Origin of the sequence: Streptomyces carpinensis, assembly GCF_002154505.1 — a bacterium.
GTDB lineage: Bacteria > Actinomycetota > Actinomycetes > Streptomycetales > Streptomycetaceae > Streptomyces > Streptomyces carpinensis.
This window is the reverse complement of the sequence record NZ_MUBM01000404.1, coordinates 1-16,872: the sequence shown is the minus strand read 5'-3', so window position 1 is coordinate 16,872 and position 16,872 is coordinate 1. Positions and strand designations below refer to the sequence as shown.

Sequence of the window (16,872 nt, the reverse complement as noted above, 5' to 3'; positions counted from 1 at the left end):
ACGGCGCCCCGGGCCTACGGTGTCTCGCGCCGTGGGGCCGGGGCACCGGCCTGTGCGGTGCTCGCGCGGACGACGAGCTGCGGCTCCACCGACGCCGGTTCCGGTACGGCGCCGGGGTCGGCGATGTGCCGCAGCAGGTGGGCCACGGCGAGCGTGCCCATCTGGGCGAACGGCTGGGCGACGGTGGTCAGGGACGGCGAGCAGTACTCGGCCAGCTCGATGTCGTCGACGCCGACCACGGAGATGTCCTGCGGCACCCGCCGGCCCTGCTCGTGCAGGGCCCTGATCACGCCGAACGCCATCTCGTCGCTGGCGACGAACACCGCCGTCACCTCCGGGATGCGGGCCAGGACCAGTCCGTTGCGGTAGCCCGAGGCGGGCGACCAGTCGCCCTCGAGCGGCGGCGGCACCGAGCGGCCGGCCTCTTCGAGCGTCGCGCGCCAGCCGTCCCGCCGGGCCGCCGCCTCCAGCCACTCCTCGGGGCCGGCGATGTGCCAGACCGTGTCATGGCCCAGGTCCAGCAGATGGCGGGTGGCCAGCCGGGCGGCCAGCGCCTGGTCGACGGCCACGACCTCGGTGGCGTCGGTGCGCGACCCGTCGATGGTGATGGTGGGGACGGCCCGGGTGAACTGCTCGATCCGTTCGCTGCTGTGCGCCAGCGGCACCGACAGCACGACCCCCTCGACGCCCTGGTCGGCCAGGCGGGACAGGGCGGCCTCGATGGCGGAGGTGTCGAGGGAGGTGGTGGTCGCTGTGCTGACCGTGTACCCGGCGGCCTGGGCCGCGTGCTCGATGCCCGAGGTGACGGCGGCCCGGGAGTAGAAGTTGGTCTGCAGGGTCACCACGCCGATGGCGCGGCTGCGCCCCGAGGAGAGCATGCGGGCCGCGTTGTTGCGGCGGTAGCCGAGCTGCTCGACCGCGGCCAGGACCTTGGCCCGCGTCTTCTCCTGCACGTTGGGGTGCCCGGACAGCACCCGTGACACGGTCTGCGCCGACACTCCGGCGATCCGGGCCACATCGGTCATCCCCGGTGGCCGCCCCTCGCCGTCCCTCTGTTTCGCCATGGGTTCCTTCCTCGTCCCGGGACGGGATGATATCGCCCACACACCATGCCGAGCTGGTCCTTCCACGGGCGGCGAGCTACCGGATCCCCTCTTGTTGGCATCGATAACATTCTCTGCCATAGTTTCGGCCGTCAGCGCGTCGGCCGGCGGCTGGCCCGGCATCGGATCGCCGTCCGGCTCCGGGAAGGCATCGATCACATTCTGGGGCGCCGTCACGTGACCACCACGACCACCAGCACCGCCGACACCAGCGGCAACCGGGACACCATGGACACCGCGCACTACGCGAAGGCCGTCCTGACCTTCTCCGACGGCACCTTGCGGCGCGACGGCCGCCCGCACCGTGTGCTGGCCGGTTCGCTGCACTACTTCCGGGTCCATCCCGAGCAGTGGGCCGACCGGCTCCTGCGGCTGGCGGCGCTCGGCCTCAACACCGTGGACACCTACGTCCCGTGGAACTTCCACGAGCGCTCCGCGGGCGACGTCCGCTTCGACGGCTGGCGCGACCTGACGCGCTTCGCGCGGCTGGCGCAGCAGACGGGACTGGACGTCATCGTGCGCCCGGGGCCGTACATCTGCGCCGAGTGGGACAACGGCGGGCTGCCCGCATGGCTGACCGGCACCCCCGGCATGCGGCTGCGCACCTCCCACGGCCCCTTCCTGGACGCGGTGGGGCGCTGGTTCGACGAACTGATCCCGCGCGTCGCCGAACTCCAGGCCGGCCGGGGCGGACCGGTCGTGGCCGTGCAGATCGAGAACGAGTACGGCAGCTACGGCGACGACCAGGCCTACGTCCGCTGGGTGCGCGACGCACTCGTCGAGCGGGGTGTCACCGAGCTGCTGTACACGGCCGACGGGCCGACACCGCTGATGCAGGACGGCGGCACCGTGCCCGGCGAGCTCGCGGCGGCGACGTTCGGCTCGCGCCCCGCCGAGGCGGCGGCGCTGCTGCGCTCGCGCCGCCCGGACGAGCCGTTCTTCTGCGCGGAGTTCTGGAGCGGCTGGTTCGACCACTGGGGCGAGCGGCACCACGTCCGCTCGGCCGCGAGCGCGGCCGAGGGGGTGGGCGGGATCCTGGACGCGGGCGGCTCGGTGAGCCTGTACATGGCGCACGGCGGCACCAACTTCGGACTGTGGGCGGGCGCCAACCACGACGGCGCGTCCCTCCAACCGACCGTCACGAGCTACGACTCGGACGCGCCCGTCGCCGAACACGGCGCGCTCACCCCCAAGTTCTTCGCCCTGCGGGAGCGACTGGCCGCGCTCGGCGGCGATGTCCCTCCGCTGCCTCCCGCGCCCGCCGATCCGCCGCTGCTGGCGCCCCGTTCCCTGGAGGTCACCCGGCGGGCCGCCCTGCTGCCCGCGCTGCGGTCCACGACGGAGCCGGTCCGGGCGCCGCTGCCGCTGAGCTTCGAGGAGCTCGCACAGGCCTCCGGACTCGTGCTGTACACGGCCGAGCCGCTGCTGCCGCCGGGCCGCCACGAGCTGACCGTCACGGGGCTGCACGACCGCGCCCAGGTGTTCGTCGACGGCGCCCCCGTCGGCGTACTGGACCGTGAGACGTCGTCGTTCACCGTGCCTGGCGGAGGCGTCCGCGTCCGGCTGGAGCTGCTGGTGGAGAACCAGGGCCGGATCAACTACGGCCCGCTGCTCGGCCAGGGCAAGGGCATCCTCGGCGGGGTGCGCGTGGACCGCCGGCTGGTGCACGGCTGGACCATGCACCGGCTGCCGCTGGACGAGTGGGGGCCGCGCGAGACCGCCGGCGCCGCGTCGGCGGCGCCCCCCGACGGCCGCGCGGGCTTCGCCACCGCCCTGCTGGAGGTGACCGAGCCGGCCGACGCCTTCCTCGCCCTGCCCGGCTTCGGCAAGGGGTTCGTCTGGGTCAACGACACGCTGCTCGGCCGCTACTGGGAGATCGGGCCGCAGACCACGCTCTACCTCCCGCGCCCACTGCTGCGCGCCGGTGAGAACACGCTCACCGTCCTGGAGCTCGAACGGTTCGGCGACCACCTGGCCCTGCACGAGGGGCCCGGCCTCGGACCGGCCGAGGAGTACGTCGAGACCTTCGACTGACGCGCGACGGCCGGCGGCGAGTGCCGTGAGGACGCCGGCACGCGCGCACGCCGGGCCCCACAGACCGGACCGGCCCTGACGCCGGTCCGCTGTACCGCAGTGACGCACAGGAACCACACCCAGCAGGCGGCGCAGCCCGGCGCCGCCCGTCATGAGTAAGGAGCACCTGTGTCAGCTCCACGGAGAAGGGCGGCGGGAGCGCTCGTCGTCGCGGTCGTCGCCACGGCGGGGCGGGGCGACCGGCTTCGCCCCGCGGTCGTGGATCTTCTCCGGCAACGGTGACGGCCCGTCCGTATCGGCGACGCCGCCACCGGTGGCCTGCTGGGCGTCGACTCCGCCTCCTCCGCCCAGCGCGCCTGGGGCACCAGGCCCAGCGTGACCGCCGTCGGCGCCGGCGGGCTCACCGTCGGTCAGCAGTGGTGGGTGATCCCCGGCACCGCCCCGGCGGTCGGACGCGCCGCCCGCGCCACCCCCACTCGCCCTGCTGCGTCAGCCGCGCAGCAGGGCGAGTTGGTGTCGCACCGCCGCGGTGACCCGGGGCTCGTCGTCGGAGGCGAGGAGGTCCAGCAGCGCGCCCCGGAGGACCGCCAGGGCCAGGGTGCGGCGGGCCGCCCCGGCCTCGCCGTCCCTCTCCGGCTGCGGTTGGCAGGCGGCCAGGACCGCCAGCCAGTCGTCGACGGTCGCGCGGGCGAACCCGGCCCACGCCCCCTCGGGCTCGACGAGGGACCGGGCGTACGCCTCGGCCCAGAGCCGCAGCAGCGGACGGTGCTCGTCGGCCGCGAGCCACGCCCACACCCGCTCGACCGCCGGAACCAGTCCGATGGGCTGCCCGGCCCGCCCGAGGCGGTCCAGTAGCGCCAGCTCATCAACGCGGGCGCGCTCCAGCAGCGCCCGCACCAGGCCGTCCTTGTTGCCGAAGAGGAACATCAGGACCCGGGGGCTGGAACCGATGGCCGTGGCCAGCGGGCGCAGCGAGAGATCGGCCAGGCCGTGTGCGAGCGCGTACCGGTAGGCGGCCTCCAGCAGCTCGATCTGCCGGGCGGAGGGGGCTGTCGCTTCCTGGGGCATGGAGCTAGCGTAGCGTTACTGAAACAGTTGTGTCAGCCAGGCGCAGGGGAGCAACTCATGCCGCAGCAGGACAACCAGCCGCACGTCACCGTGCGCCGTGCCGACCGTCCCGGCGACCTGGGCTGGGTGGTGATGGCCCACGGTGAGGTCTACGCCCGGCAGTTCGGCTGGAACACCGACTTCGAGGCCCTGGTGGCCCGGATCGTCGCCGACTACGCCGCTCGGCACGACCCGGCCGGGGAGTCCGGCTGGATCGCCGAGGTCGACGGCGAACGCGCGGGGTGCGTCTTCCTGGTCGCCGATGATGAGCCGAAGGTGGCCAAGCTGCGCATCCTGCTCGTCACCCCGGCCGCCAGGGGCCTGGGCCTCGGCAGCCGCCTCGTCGGCGAGTGCCTGGAGTTCGCTCGCGAGGCCGGCTACCGGCGGGTGACGCTGTGGACCAACGACGTGCTGGTCTCCGCGCGCAGGATCTACCAGGGCCACGGCTTCACCCTCGCCGACGAGGAACGCCACCACAGCTTCGGCCAGGACCTCGTCGGCCAGAACTGGACCCTCGATCTGCGCCCCGCCCCGGTGGACGGCACGGCCCACCCGGCCGGCGGCGACGTGCGGGAGCACACTGGAGGTGTACGCCGAGCGCGCCGGTGACGCGGCTCACCGCAGCGTCAGGAGGACACCGTGGAGTTCGACGTGATCGTGGAGATCCCCCAGGGATCCCGCAACAAGTACGAGATGGACCACGAACTGCACCGCATCCGGCTGGACCGGTTGCTGTTCACCTCGACCAAGTACCCGGCCGACTACGGCTACATCGACCACACCCTGGGCCGGGACGGCGATCCCCTCGACGCCCTGGTGATCGTCGGCGAGCCGACGTTCCCCGGATGCGCCATAGAGTGCCGGGCCGTGGGCATGTTCTGCATGAAGGACGAGCAGGGCCCGGACGAGAAGATCCTGTGCGTGCCCGCGCACGACCCCCGGTACGCGAGCCTGCAGGACATCGGCGACGTCCCCGACTTCGACCGGCTGGAGATCACCCACTTCTTCGAGGTCTACAAGGACCTCGAACCCGGCAAGAGCGTCGAGGGCTCCCACTGGGAGGGACGGGAACAGGCGTACGCCCAGATCGCCGCCTCCCGCGCCCGGGCCGCGGACGCGGGCACCGGAGCCGGTACCGGTCGGACCCTGGCGTGATCTCGCGGACGCGGCCGCCGTCCCGGACGCCCGGTAGCGCGCGAGCCGTGCTCAGGTCCTGGAGCGGCGCTTCGTGCGGCCCTTGTCCAGGAAGCGCCGCAGCCGCTCCTGGGGCCAGGTGTTGATGACGTCGTCCTCGGTGAGCCAGCCGCGCTGCGCCGTGCCCACGCCGTAGCGCATGTTGGCCAGGTGCAGGGTGGAGTGGGCGTCGCTGTCCACGGCGAACTTCACGCCGTGCCGCTTGGCCCGCAGGATGTCCTCGTCCCGCAGGTCGAGGCGGTCCGGGTGGGCGTTGATCTCCAGCGCCGTGCCGGTTCGCGCGCACGCGGCGAAGACCTCGTCCAGGTCGGCGTCGATGCCCGGCCGCTTGCCGATGATGCGGGTGGTGGGGTGGCCGATGATGTTGACGTAGGGGTTCTCGCAGGCGCGTACGAGCCGCCGGGTCAGTTGCTCGCGTCCCTGGTTGAAGTGCGAGTGCACCGAGGCGACGCACAGATCGAAGCCGGCCAGGAACTCCCCGGGCCAGTCCACCTCCCCCTCGGGGTCGATGTTCAGCTCCGCGCCGTGCAGCAGCCGCATGCCGCCGCCCCGGCTGCGCCGGCCGCGCTTGCCGTAGGCGCCGTCGAGCTCGCGCACCTGCTCGCGCTGGGCCAGCATCCGCTCGTCGGTCATGCGCTGCATGTACAGGGTGGGCCCGTGGTCGGTCACCGCGTAGTAGGCGTAGCCGCGTTCGGCGGCCGCCGCGACCATCTCCTCCAGCGGGGCCAGGCCGTCGGTGAGGTCGGTGTGGGTGTGCAGGTCGCCCCGGATGTCGGACTCCTCGATCAGGTCGGGCAGCTCCTCCCGCAGCCCGGCCTCGATCTCCCCCCGGTCCTCGCGCAGCGCCGGATGGATCCACGGCAGGCCGAGCCGGGCGTAGACCTCCTCCTCCGTCTCGGAGACGATCTTCTCGCCGCTCTCGGTGTCGAACAGCCCGTACTCCGACAGCTTCAGCTTCTGGTGCACGGCCAGTTCGCGGGTGCGGATGTTGTGCGCCTTCGAGCCGGTGAAGTACTGCAGGGCAGCGCCCCAGGAGTCCGGTGGCACGACACGGAGGTCGACGCTGAGGCCCTTGGTGGTGCGGATCGAGGTCTTCTTGTCGCCGTGCGCGATGACCTCCGAGACGTACGGCAGCTCGGTCAGCGCCCGCATCAGCGGCTTGGGCCCGTCCGCGGCGGCGAGCACGTCGATGTCGCCGATCGTCTCGCGGAAGCGGCGCAGCGAACCTGCGTAGGCGCACCGCCGGCAGCCGGTCACCCGCGACAGCCCGGCGACCACGTCGTCCGCGAGGTCCAGGGCCACGTCGAGCAGCACGCGGTCCTCGGAGGACTGGAGCAGATCGATGCCGTGGAGGATGTTCTCCTCCGTCTTGGGGCCGAAGCCCTTCAGGTCGCGCAGCCGTTCCGCGTGGATGGCGTCGGCCAGTTCCTCGACCGAGGAGATGCCGAGCTCCTCGTACAGGAGGCAGGCCTTCCTCGGGCCGAGGGTCGGCACGGCGGTCAGCCGCCGGACACCGGCGGGGATCTTGGCCCTCAGCTCCTCGACCGCGGACACGCTGCCGTCGCGGAAGTACTCGACGATCTTCTGGGCGATCGACTTGCCGACGTTGGGGATCTCCTGGAGCTCCTTGAGGCCGAGCGTGGACACGTCGGCGTGGAACCCGCCCACCGACCGGGCGGCCTTCTCGTAGACGCGTGCCTTGAACGCGTCTCCTCCGGTGATCGAGATCAGGTCCGCGTATTCGGCGAACAGCGCGGCGACCTCGTCGTTGGAACGAGCCACACCTCCAGGGTAGGCGGCCGTGCCCGCCCGCGCCGAGAGCCGAGGGTGCCGGTCGGGACACGCCGCACCAGGCCGGCGTGATCGTGTCACCCGTACAATTTGATGCCGAACGATCTCGGGCCGGGGGCCCGTGGTTCCGGCGACGAAGTGAGGGGGCGACCGTGCCCAGCCAGCGGTCCATCGGCGAGGCGGAGAAGCTCGCGGAGGCGAAGCTCGGTGGCATTGCGCTGCGCCGGGAACAGATGGCCGCCGTGGCCAACATCTACCGGGCCGCGTCCGCGGTCCGCCAGCATCTGGAGAACTCCGTGCTGCGTGGCTCGGACCTGACCTGGACCGCCTTCGTGGTGCTGTGGGTGGTGTGGGTGTGGGGCGAGTCCGAGACCCGGCACGTGGCCGAGGAGGCGGGGATATCGAAGGGCACGCTGACCGGGGTCGCCCGCACGCTGGAGTCGCGCGGTCTGCTGCGGCGCGCCGGTCATCCCACCGACGGGCGGCTCGTCCTGCTGGCCCTCACCGAGCAGGGCGAGGACTTCATGCGCCAGGTGTTCCCGGCGTTCAACGAGGAGGAGGCCTTCGTCACCGCCCGGCTGAGCGATGTGGAGTGCCGCAGCCTCGCCGACGGGCTGCGGCAGGTGGTACTCCAGGTCGAGGAGGAGGGCGAGGACCGGCGCAGGTCGCTGCTGAACGGCGAGAATCCCACACCGCGCCGCAGCGGACGGCGCGCCCGGAAGTAACCCCGGCCGCCCGGCGTCGCATCGTCTCGCCTGCGCCGAGGCGCGGCCCCGGTCGGCAGGACCGGCGCGCCACGTTCGGCGGGCGGAGGCAGCCCGGTCGGCGGACGGACGCGCTTTTGGTCAGCAGACGGACGCGCCCGGGTCGGCGGACGGACGCGGTCTCCTCTCACCCCGGCTGCCGCGCGGCCTGCACCAGCGCGTCGAAGAGTCTCTGCTGGGCCGGGTCCTCGTGCGCGGTGTCCTCGGGATGCCACTGCACGGCCAGGAACAGGCCGTCGGACCGGGTGAGTTCGACCGCCTCGACGGTCCCGTCGGCGGCGCGGGCGGTGACGGTCAGCCCCTCCCCCAACCGGTCCACGTGCTGGTGGTGGTAGCAGGAAGCCTCCGCCTTGTCGGCGCCGGTGGCCCGGGCCAGGACCGATCCGGGCGCGATGGAGACGGGGTGCCGGACGTGGCGATGCTCGCGTTCGGGGCCGCCCATGTCCTGGTGCAGCGTTCCGCCGAGGGCCGTGTTGACCACCTGGAGACCGCGGCAGATCGCCAGCAGGGGCAGGCCGCTCGCGAGGGCCTGCCGGGCGAGCTCCAGGTCGAAGGCGTCCTGCTCGTCGTCCACGTCGTAGACGGCCGCATGGGTGTCGGCCGCGCCGTAGCGGTGGGGCGCGAGGTCGCCGCCGCCGGGGAGCAGGAGGGCGTCGAAGCGGGCGAGGCGGTCGGCGACCTCGGCGGGGTCGGCCGTGCCGCCCGGTGCGTGCGGGTGGAGGGTGACGGGCTCGCCGCCCGCCCGCCACACGGCCTCGATCAGGGCGCGCGCGTTGACCTCGGCCGCGTAGCGCAGGGCGGAGGTGGTGGCGGAGAAACGGGCGGGTACGGCGATCAGCGGGCGGCGGGTCACAGCTGGATCCAGGTGGTCTTCAGTTCGGTGTACTTCTCCAGGGCGTGGACGGACTTGTCCCGTCCGTTGCCGGACTGCTTCATGCCGCCGAAGGGCACGGTCAGGTCGCCCTCCTCGTAGCAGTTGACCCACACCGTGCCGGCCCTGAGGGCGCGGGAGACCGTGTGGGCGGTGGAGAGGTCGGCCGTCCACAGGCCGGCCGCGAGGCCGTACTCGGTGGCGTTGGCGAGGGCGACGGCCTCGTCGAGGTCGTCGAAGGCGAGCACGGACAGCACGGGTCCGAAGATCTCCTCGCGCGCCAGCCGGCTCTCCGAGGTCACCTGGTCGAAGACCGTCGGTTCGAGGTAGACGCCACCGGTCTCGGTCAGGGTGCGCGCGCCGCCCGTGCGCAGCCGGGCTCCGTCGTCACGCCCGGTGCGGACGTGGTCGAGCACGCGGTCGAGGTGGTGCTCGCCGACCAGGGCCCCCATCTCGGTGGCCGGGTCGAGGGGATCGCCCACGCGCAGGGCGCGGGCCCGCTCCACGACGGCCTCGGTGACGTGCTCGGCGACCGAGGAGTGCACCAGCAGCCGGGAGGGCGCGGTGCACATCTCGCCCTGGTTGAAGAAGATGCCCCAGGCGGCGATCGCCGCCGCCTTGTCCAGGTCGGGGGCGTCGGGCAGGACGATGTTGGGGGACTTGCCGCCCAGCTCCAGCCAGACGCGCTTGAGGTTGGAGTCGGCGGAGTAGCGCAGGAAGTGGCGGCCCACGGCGGTGGAGCCGGTGAAGGCCAGGACGTCGACGTCGGGGTGCAGCCCGAGGGCGCGGCCGGCCACCGGGCCGTTGCCGTTGACGACGTTGAGCACGCCCGGCGGCAGACCGGCCTCCAGCGCGAGACGGCCGAGCAGCAGCGCCGAGAGCGGTGAGTTCTCCGAGGGCTTGAGGACGACCGTGCAGCCGGCGGCCAGAGCGGGGGCGACCTTCCAGCCGGCCAGCGTCAGGGGGAAGTTCCAGGGGACGACCGCGCCCACGACGCCGGCCGGTTCCCGGGTGACCAGGGCGAGCGCGTCCGGCGGGGTGTGCGGGGACTCGTCGGTGAGCTTGTCGGCGAGCTGGCCGTACCAGCGGAACGTGTTGATGACCGCGCGCAGTTCGATGTCGTGGGCGTCGGTGATGGGCTTGCCCATCTCCAGGCTGACGGTGAGCGCCAGTTCGGCCCGGTGTTCGTCGAGGAGATCGGCGAGACGGACCATGACCCGGCCCCGCTCGGCAGGGGCCAGACGCGGCCAGGGACCGTGGTCGAAGGCGCGTCGCGCTGCCGAGACGGCGGCGTCGACCTCGGCCGGGCCGCCGTCGGCGACCTCGGTGAGCACCTGGCCGTCGCGGGGAGAGACCGCGCGGAACGTGCTGCCGCCACCGGCTTCCTCGGCGCCGTCGATGAGGTGGGTGCGGGGCAGTTCGAGGGTCTTGGCCCGGCGGAGCCATTCGTCGTGGGTCGCAGCGGTCATGCGGTCCTCCAGACCACGGGGGTTCGGCGGTGGGGGAAGGAACGGCGGCCGCCCGCCCTGGCGCCGTGGCGGGCGGGCGGCCACCGGTGGGTTCAGCGCGGGCCGGGTACGGCGCGTCGGCGTCGCAGGCGTTCGTTGGCCACGCCGAGGGCCAGCACGACGGGCACGGAGAGCACGAGCCACACTGCCGTGCTCGCCTCGCCGCCGATCAGGGTCGTGAAGTTGGCCAGGATGAGCCAGATGGCGAGCGCGAGGCCGAGCGCTCCGAGCACGGGTGCGATCAGGGTGTTCCACACCCGGCTGTCCACGCGCCGGCGGCGGAAGAACACGACGACCGACAGCGAGGTCAGCAGGTAGAGCAGCATCATCGCCAGGACGGCGAGCCCGCTGAACCAGGAGAAGAGGGTGAGCACCGGGTCCTTGCCGGCCAGTGCGAACGGCACGACCAGGAGTACGGCGATCACGGTCTGTACGCAGCCGGCGGCCCACGGGGAGTGCCGGGTGTTGAGCCGGCACAGGCCGGCGGGCAGCTGGCCGTCGCGGCTGAGGGAGAACAGGTAGCGGTTGGCGGAGTTGTGGAAGGTCAGGATGCCGGCGAACAGGGAGGTGGCGAGGAGGATCGGCAGGACGTCGCCGACCCAGCCGCCGAACTGGGCGGTGATGGGCGCGAAGACGAAACCGGCGGAGTCGCCGCTCGCCAGCGCCTTGCCCGCGGCCGCCGGTGCCTTGGAGGCGCCGTAGGCCGAGATCAGCATCCAGGAGACCAGGGCGAAGAAGCCGGTGACGACGATCACCGAGAGATAGGTGGCCCGCGGCACCGTCTTCTTCGGCTCCTTGGCCTCCTCGCCGTAGATGGCCGTGGCCTCGAAGCCGAACATCGACGCCACGGCGAACATCACGGCGACGCCCGGTGCGCCCTGCAGGGCCGCCGACGCGGAGAAGCTGTCGGCCACGCCCAGCCCCTCGGGGCCGCCGCCCTTGAACAGGGTGACCAGGCTGAAGATCAGCAGGATGCTGAACTCGGCGAGGACGAAGACGGCCAGGACCCGGGCGCCCATCTCGATGCCCGCGGCACCCAGAGCCTGCACCACGGCCATGGTGGCCAGCGTGCACAGCCACCACGGCAGGTGGAGTCCGGTGTGGTCGGCGACGAGTCCGCTGACGATGGAGCCGTACAGGCCGTACATCGCCGCCTGGATCACGCAGTAGGCGAAGAGGGCGACGCTCGCGCTGCCCGCGCCGGCGGTGCGGCCGAGGCCGGTGCCGATGTACGTGTAGAAGGCGCCGGCGTCCACGACGTGCCGCCCCATCGCGACGAAGCCGACGGAGAAGAGGAGGATCACGGCCCCGGCCAGCAGGTAGGCGGCCGGTGTGCCGGATCCGTTTCCGATGGCGACCGATATCGGGGCCGCGCCGGCGATACCCGTCAGCGGGGCCTGACCGGACAGTACGAAGAAGAGGATGCCCAGGACACCCAGGGCGTTGGGTTTGAGCGTGGCTGCAGTGGGGGCGTCCTTCACGGTCCGCGGTGCGGAAGCCGTCTGACTGTCCACTCGGATCACCTGCCAGAGAGGGAGAGTTCGTTTCAGGCCAAACGAGTTGCCTCATCGTGGGGCGGAACTATCCGTTTGGCAAGGGGGTGGAAGCAGGGAATCCCGCCGGTGCGACGAATCCTTACGCCCCCGTTACCGAGGGCCGGGAACGACGCTCCCTCAAGGTTGCCGCAGGTGAGCGTCAGCTCGCGGCCGGGCCCTCGGCCAGCTTCTGCAGCAGGGCCCTCAGCTCCGCCAGGGCCTCCTCGGTGACCTCGCGCTCGCCGAAGACGAGCTGGTGCAGCACCAGGCCCTCGAGCGCGGCGAAGACCAGCCGGGTCGTGCCACGGCTCACCGGTCCCGGCAGGATGCGGGCCAGCTCACGCCCGCTCGCCTCGAAGTACTCCTCGTACAGGGCGCGCAGGTGCGGCAGCAGCTCAGGCCGGCGGCGGGCCTCCAGCAGCAGCTCGTACTGGAAGGCCTGCAGCTCGGGCCCGGAGTCGACCATGTCGGGCAGACCGCCCGCGAAGTCGGACGCCTTGCCCATGCCGACATCGAGGGCGCTGCTGTGCAGCGAGGAGCGGATGGCGTGGGTGACGGCCTCCTCGATCAGCGCGTCGCGCGAACCGAAGTGGTGCACGACGAGCCCGTGGGTGACCCCGGCCTCCTCCGCGACGGCCCGGTAGGTGAGCTTGCGCAGCCCGCCCCGGGCGACCACGCGGACAGCGGCGTCCAGCAGGGCCACCCGGCCCGACCCGTAGTGGTTCACACGCTTGCGGGTACGGCGCTCGCCGGCGGGCTCCACGGAGTCGGTCATGGCGTCGACCCTACCGGCGGCGTTCCGCTCAGCGCCTGGGCGGCCGGATACCACGGAACTCCCAGTCGCCGCCGAGCGCGGTGGACAGCACCTCCTCGGACTCGGTGGGCTGGGCACCGACGTCCGCGCGGATCGGGGTCGGGCCGGTGACGATGTGGTTGGTGAGCCTGCCGAGTCCCTCGACCTCGACCTCGACGACGTCACCGGGCTGGACGGGCCGGGAGTTGGCCGGGGTCCCGGAGAGCAGCACGTCGCCCGGGTGGAGCGTGATGGTGCGGGCTATGTCGGCGACGAGGTAGTGCATGTCCCACTTCATCTCGTCCGTCGACCCGTCCTGCACGACCTCGCCGTTGACGTAGGTGCGCAGCCGCTTGCCGTGGAAGTCCCAGTCGGTGACCAGGCCGGGGCCGAGCGGGCAGAGGGTGTCGGAGCCCTTGACCCGGAGCATGGAGCCGGCGTCGGTGTCGCGGAAGTCGTGCAGGCCGTAGTCGTTGGCGACCGTGTAGCCCGCGATGTGGTCCCCGGCGTCGGCCGCGGAGAGGTTCCGCGCCGTCTTGCCGATCACGATGGCGACCTCGCCCTCGTAGTTGAGCCACTTGCAGCCCTCGGGCCGGACGACGGCGCCCTTGTGGGAGTTCAGGGCCGAGGTCGGCTTGTGGAAGTAGGTGGGCGTCTCGGGGAGGGCGATCTGGAACTCCTCGACGCGGCTGCGGTGGTTCAGGTGGACGGCGATCACCTTGGAGGGGACCACCGGCGGCAGGTGCTGCGCCTCCTCGGTCTTGACGCGGCGGCCGTCCCCGGCGACGAGTTCGTCCCCGTCCACGGTGACCTGGACGGCGGCGCCGTCGAGGAGGATACGGCGGTATTCGGGCATGTCGGGACTCCTCAGACGCGGCTGTGCGGGTTGTGCGGGGCAGGGGGCGTGGGCAGACCGGTGCCGGTCCAGCCGTCGGCCGGGCGGTCGAACCAGAGGTGGACCTGACCGGTGCCGATCGAGTTCTCGTACTCGCCGTACTGGCGGGCCCGGGCGACGCACGCCTGCTCGCCGAGGGCGCCCGCCATCATCAGGTAGTGGAAGAACCTCGCCTCGGGCTTGAACTTCCAGAACTCGTCCATGGTGTCGAGGACCTTGTCGTGCCGGCCCTCCTTGAACCAGGCGATGCGCTCGTGGTCGGCCTCACGGGCCTCGGGCGTGAAGATGTGCGCCGGATCGCCGGACTCGTGGTCACGCAGCTCGCGCAGCGGCCAGAAGGTGTGCGAGAGGGCGCCGGAGGCGATCAGCAGCACCCTGCGCCCCGGGGTGGCGGCGATGCCGTCGGCCAGCGCACGGCCCAGCCGCAGATGGTCCTCCATGTCGCCGGTCTGGCAGACGCCGATGGTCACCCACCGCTTGCCGGGCAGGCCCTCGCCGAGGAACTTCCACAGGTTGATCGTGGCGTAGTAGATCGGCAGGTACTCGTCGTCGATCGCGGTGATCCACGTGCCGTGCTTGTCGGCGAACGACGCGATGTTGTGCGCGAGTTCGGGGTCACCCGAGAAGTCGTACGGCATGCGGCACATGCCGCGCGGCAGTTCCTCGGAGGTGAACAGGCCCGCCCGGCGGGGCTGCGCGGTGACGACGAATTCCACGGTCGTCGCCCAGTGCGAGTCGAGGACCACGACCGTGTCGTAGTCGTCCCGCTCGAAGACGTCCCCGCGCAGCTGGTGCAGGCCGGTGACGAGAGTGATCTCCTTGCCCTCGTTCAGCTCCCGCCGGGTCTCCTCCGGCAGCACGATGGTGGGGACGTGGGCGAGCAGGCCCGCCCCGACGATCTCACCCATGGTCCTTCCATCCCTTCGGGGCGGTGACGGTGTTCTTCACGTCGCAGTAGAAGTCGAAGCTCCACGTGCCGCCCTCACGGCCGACGCCGGACTGGCGGGAGCCGCCGAAGGGCGCCTGGAGGTCGCGGACGAAGAAGCAGTTGACCCACACGGTGCCCGCGACCAGCTGCGCGGTGACGCGTTCGGCGCGCCGGGGGTCGCCGGTGGCGACGGTGGCGGCCAGGCCGAACCGGGTGTCGTTGGCCAGACGTATCGCCTCGTCCTCGCCGTCGAAGGTCTGCAGGGTCAGGACCGGCCCGAAGACCTCCTCCTGCACGATCTCCGAGTCCTGCGACACGTCGGTGAGGAGGGTCGGCGCGTAGTACTGGCCGTCCTCGCGGTGCCCGCCGATGACCGCGCGGGCCCCGGCCGCGATCGCGCGCTGCACGAAGCCGTCGATCTTCTCCAGCTGACGGGGGTGGATGTTGGGCCCGATGTCGGTGGCCTCGTCGCGGGGGTCGCCCTGCCTGAGCCGGCCGGCCTTCTCGACGAACCGGCGCGTGAACTCCTCCGCGACCGTCTCCTCCACCAGCAGCCGGGTGCCCGCCAGGCAGACCTGCCCGGCGTTGTCGTACTGCTCGACCGCGAGGTCGACCGCCAGGTCCAGGTCGGCGTCGGCGAACACCAGCAGCGGGGACTTGCCGCCGAGTTCGAGGCTCAGCGGCGTGAGGTTGGCGGCGGCCGAGGCGGCGATGCGCTTCGCGGTCGGCACCGAGCCGGTGAAACTGATCCGGCGCACATCGGGGTGCGAGGTCAGGGCGTCGCCGATCTCGGAGCCGTAGCCCTGCACGACGTTGAGGACACCGGCCGGCAACCCCGCCTCGGCGGCGATGTCGGCGAGCAGGGAGGCGGTCAGCGGGGACCACTCGGCGGGCTTGAGGACGACCGTGTCGCCGGCCGCCAGCGCCGGGGCGACCTTCCAGGTGGCGAGCATCAGGGGCGCGTTCCACGGTGTGATCAGCACGCAGGGTCCGGCCGGGTCCCAGCTGACGTGGTTGGTGTGGCCGCGGGTCTCGAAGTCCTCGTGGTCCAGTCCCAGCAGCCAGTCGGCGAAGAAGCGGAAGTTGTGCGCGACCCGCGGCATGACACCGCGGCGGTGGGAGCGCAGCAGGGCTCCGTTGTCGGCGGTCTCGACGACGGCGAGCTCTTCGAGGCGCTTCTCCACGCCGTCGGCGACGGCGTGCAGGATGCGGGCGCGCTCGGCGCGCGAGGTGGCGGCCCAGCCCGGGAAGGCGGCCTTGGCGGCGGCGACGGCCGCCGCGGCCTCCGTCGCGGTGCCGCGGGCGATCTCGCCGAGTGTGCTGCCGTCGATGGGCGAGACGTCGGTGAAGGTGTCGGTGGAGGCGACGCGCCGGCCGCCGATCCAGTGGCGGGTGTCGACGGCGACTCCGGCGACGGTGGTGATGGGTGCGCTCATGGTGTGGGGCTCCTGGTGGTCGATGCGGTGCGCGGGCTCACTCGGCGCCGGAGGTGTTCGACTCCAGCAGTCGGCCGCCGTCCCACACCACGCCCACCTGCCGGTAGTACGCGGCGATCGGCTCGCGGACCTCCAGCCGGGCCAGTTCCTCGGTGGGCGAGCCGAACAGCTCCAGGTCGGCGTCGCCCACCCAGGGCTGTCCGCCCTCGAAGGAGGCCGCGCCGGACTCGATCAGCTCGTCCAGGGCGAGGCCCTTGCCCTTCTCGATGGAGGGCAGCCACCGGTGGTGGGCCATCGGATGCCCGTTGACGAAGCCGTTGGTCTCCGACGGCTCGCGCAGCGTGACGACGGCCTGGGCGAGGCGCCGGTCGGCGGCGGCGAGGGTGGCGCCGAAGCGGGCGCCGGCCTCGATGCGCGGGGCAGGCCCGTAGGGGTGCGGGCGGGTCTGGTGGATGGAGCCGAGCTTCTTCGGGTAGCCCTGGTGCAGCCCGCGGGCGATCGCGAAGTCCTTGTCCACCCAGATGTGGACGCAGCGTGTGTAGGTCTGCCCCTTGTACTTGCAGCGGACGACCGCGAACGCCTCCTTGTACTGGGCGCGCACCGGGTCGAGCAGTTCCTCTCCCGACGCGGCGCAGGACTGCCAGTCGGCCCAGATCAGGGCGACCGCGCCGGGGTCCTCGTCGGCGAGTTCCAGCGGCTCGGGAAGGAGTTCGCGCACGCGGTCGGGGTCGGTGCGGTACTCGACGGTGAGCAGGTCGCCGGAGTAGCGCCAGGGCGGTGAGGGGATCAGCGACGAGGCTCCGGTCGCCGTCTTGGGGTGGAAGTATCCACGGACACTGGTCACGGGTGATCCTTATGCGGTGAGGGCGGGCTGCTCGATCAGTTCGGCGCGGTAGCGGGCGGCGGCCGCCGC

15 protein-coding genes are annotated in these 16,872 nt (G+C 72.3%); 4 read left to right on the top strand and 11 right to left on the bottom strand.

Annotated features, from left to right (window positions below; all coding sequences use genetic code 11):
- Positions 1 to 14: 14 nt before the first annotated feature.
- Positions 15 to 1,064 (bottom strand): LacI family DNA-binding transcriptional regulator, encoded by a 1,050-nt coding sequence (locus BZY54_RS40600; protein ID WP_086730383.1) that lies wholly within the window; start codon positions 1,062 to 1,064, stop codon positions 15 to 17.
- Between the two features lie 267 nt (positions 1,065 to 1,331).
- Here BZY54_RS40600 and BZY54_RS40595 point away from each other — a divergent pair, with 267 nt between their 5' ends.
- Positions 1,332 to 3,137 (top strand): glycoside hydrolase family 35 protein, encoded by a 1,806-nt coding sequence (locus BZY54_RS40595; RefSeq protein ID WP_086730395.1) that lies wholly within the window; start codon positions 1,332 to 1,334, stop codon positions 3,135 to 3,137.
- Positions 3,138 to 3,626: 489 nt separating this feature from the next.
- Here the strand turns inward: BZY54_RS40595 and BZY54_RS40590 are convergent, their stop codons facing one another.
- On the bottom strand, positions 3,627 to 4,205 hold the full coding sequence (locus BZY54_RS40590) for a TetR/AcrR family transcriptional regulator (protein WP_086730382.1): 579 nt from the start codon (positions 4,203 to 4,205) through the stop codon (positions 3,627 to 3,629).
- A gap of 57 nt (positions 4,206 to 4,262) precedes the next feature.
- Between BZY54_RS40590 and BZY54_RS40585 the strand changes: the two genes are divergently transcribed.
- The gene (locus BZY54_RS40585) at positions 4,263 to 4,853 is read left to right on the top strand and encodes a GNAT family N-acetyltransferase (RefSeq protein WP_086730381.1); all 591 of its coding nucleotides are present in this window, start codon (positions 4,263 to 4,265) and stop codon (positions 4,851 to 4,853) included.
- A 30-nt stretch (positions 4,854 to 4,883) separates the two neighbouring features.
- A complete protein-coding gene (locus BZY54_RS40580; protein ID WP_086730380.1) occupies positions 4,884 to 5,399 on the top strand; it encodes an inorganic diphosphatase in 516 nt (171 codons plus the stop codon).
- A 51-nt stretch (positions 5,400 to 5,450) separates the two neighbouring features.
- Here BZY54_RS40580 and polX read toward each other — a convergent pair whose 3' ends face one another.
- Complete coding sequence (gene polX / locus BZY54_RS40575) at positions 5,451 to 7,220, bottom strand: DNA polymerase/3'-5' exonuclease PolX (RefSeq protein ID WP_086730379.1); 1,770 nt, start codon at positions 7,218 to 7,220, stop codon at positions 5,451 to 5,453.
- Positions 7,221 to 7,381: 161 nt separating this feature from the next.
- On the opposite strand from polX, the gene BZY54_RS40570 reads away from it, so the two are divergent.
- The gene (locus BZY54_RS40570; RefSeq protein ID WP_086730378.1) at positions 7,382 to 7,954 is read left to right on the top strand and encodes a MarR family winged helix-turn-helix transcriptional regulator; all 573 of its coding nucleotides are present in this window, start codon (positions 7,382 to 7,384) and stop codon (positions 7,952 to 7,954) included.
- 166 nt (positions 7,955 to 8,120) lie between these two features.
- Here the strand turns inward: BZY54_RS40570 and BZY54_RS40565 are convergent, their stop codons facing one another.
- From BZY54_RS40565 to BZY54_RS40530, 8 genes are all read right to left on the bottom strand, one after another.
- On the bottom strand, positions 8,121 to 8,846 hold the full coding sequence (locus tag BZY54_RS40565; RefSeq protein ID WP_086730377.1) for a gamma-glutamyl-gamma-aminobutyrate hydrolase family protein: 726 nt from the start codon (positions 8,844 to 8,846) through the stop codon (positions 8,121 to 8,123).
- Positions 8,843 to 10,333 carry an aldehyde dehydrogenase gene (locus tag BZY54_RS40560; protein ID WP_086730376.1) on the bottom strand — a complete coding sequence of 497 codons (1,491 nt, stop codon included), beginning with the start codon at positions 10,331 to 10,333 and terminating at the stop codon, positions 8,843 to 8,845. The genes BZY54_RS40565 and BZY54_RS40560 overlap by 4 nt, the downstream gene beginning before the upstream one ends.
- 92 nt (positions 10,334 to 10,425) lie before the next feature.
- A complete protein-coding gene (locus BZY54_RS40555; RefSeq protein ID WP_086730375.1) occupies positions 10,426 to 11,886 on the bottom strand; it encodes an APC family permease in 1,461 nt (486 codons plus the stop codon).
- A 181-nt stretch (positions 11,887 to 12,067) separates the two neighbouring features.
- On the bottom strand, positions 12,068 to 12,682 hold the full coding sequence (locus tag BZY54_RS40550) for a TetR/AcrR family transcriptional regulator (RefSeq protein ID WP_086730374.1): 615 nt from the start codon (positions 12,680 to 12,682) through the stop codon (positions 12,068 to 12,070).
- Between the two features lie 28 nt (positions 12,683 to 12,710).
- Positions 12,711 to 13,556, bottom strand: coding sequence for a fumarylacetoacetate hydrolase family protein (locus tag BZY54_RS40545; protein WP_086730373.1), 846 nt, complete (start codon positions 13,554 to 13,556; stop codon positions 12,711 to 12,713).
- Positions 13,557 to 13,567: 11 nt separating this feature from the next.
- Positions 13,568 to 14,503, bottom strand: coding sequence for a 3,4-dihydroxyphenylacetate 2,3-dioxygenase (locus BZY54_RS40540; protein WP_086730372.1), 936 nt, complete (start codon positions 14,501 to 14,503; stop codon positions 13,568 to 13,570).
- Positions 14,496 to 15,959, bottom strand: coding sequence for an aldehyde dehydrogenase (locus tag BZY54_RS40535; protein WP_086730371.1), 1,464 nt, complete (start codon positions 15,957 to 15,959; stop codon positions 14,496 to 14,498). Before BZY54_RS40535 ends, BZY54_RS40540 begins: the two co-directional genes overlap by 8 nt.
- A 37-nt stretch (positions 15,960 to 15,996) precedes the next feature.
- Positions 15,997 to 16,803 carry an acetoacetate decarboxylase family protein gene (locus BZY54_RS40530; RefSeq protein WP_086730370.1) on the bottom strand — a complete coding sequence of 269 codons (807 nt, stop codon included), beginning with the start codon at positions 16,801 to 16,803 and terminating at the stop codon, positions 15,997 to 15,999.
- Positions 16,804 to 16,872 lie beyond the last annotated feature (69 nt).

Coding starts and splice junctions, on each gene's coding strand:
- BZY54_RS40600 (WP_086730383.1), bottom strand. CDS start 1,064: ATGGCGAAACAGAGGGACGGCGAGGGGCGGCCACCGGGGATGACCGAT.
- BZY54_RS40595 (WP_086730395.1), top strand. CDS start 1,332: ATGGACACCGCGCACTACGCGAAGGCCGTCCTGACCTTCTCCGACGGC.
- BZY54_RS40590 (WP_086730382.1), bottom strand. CDS start 4,205: ATGCCCCAGGAAGCGACAGCCCCCTCCGCCCGGCAGATCGAGCTGCTG.
- BZY54_RS40585 (WP_086730381.1), top strand. CDS start 4,263: ATGCCGCAGCAGGACAACCAGCCGCACGTCACCGTGCGCCGTGCCGAC.
- BZY54_RS40560 (WP_086730376.1), bottom strand. CDS start 10,333: ATGACCGCTGCGACCCACGACGAATGGCTCCGCCGGGCCAAGACCCTC.
- BZY54_RS40550 (WP_086730374.1), bottom strand. CDS start 12,682: ATGACCGACTCCGTGGAGCCCGCCGGCGAGCGCCGTACCCGCAAGCGT.
- BZY54_RS40545 (WP_086730373.1), bottom strand. CDS start 13,556: ATGCCCGAATACCGCCGTATCCTCCTCGACGGCGCCGCCGTCCAGGTC.
- BZY54_RS40540 (WP_086730372.1), bottom strand. CDS start 14,503: ATGGGTGAGATCGTCGGGGCGGGCCTGCTCGCCCACGTCCCCACCATC.
- BZY54_RS40535 (WP_086730371.1), bottom strand. CDS start 15,959: ATGAGCGCACCCATCACCACCGTCGCCGGAGTCGCCGTCGACACCCGC.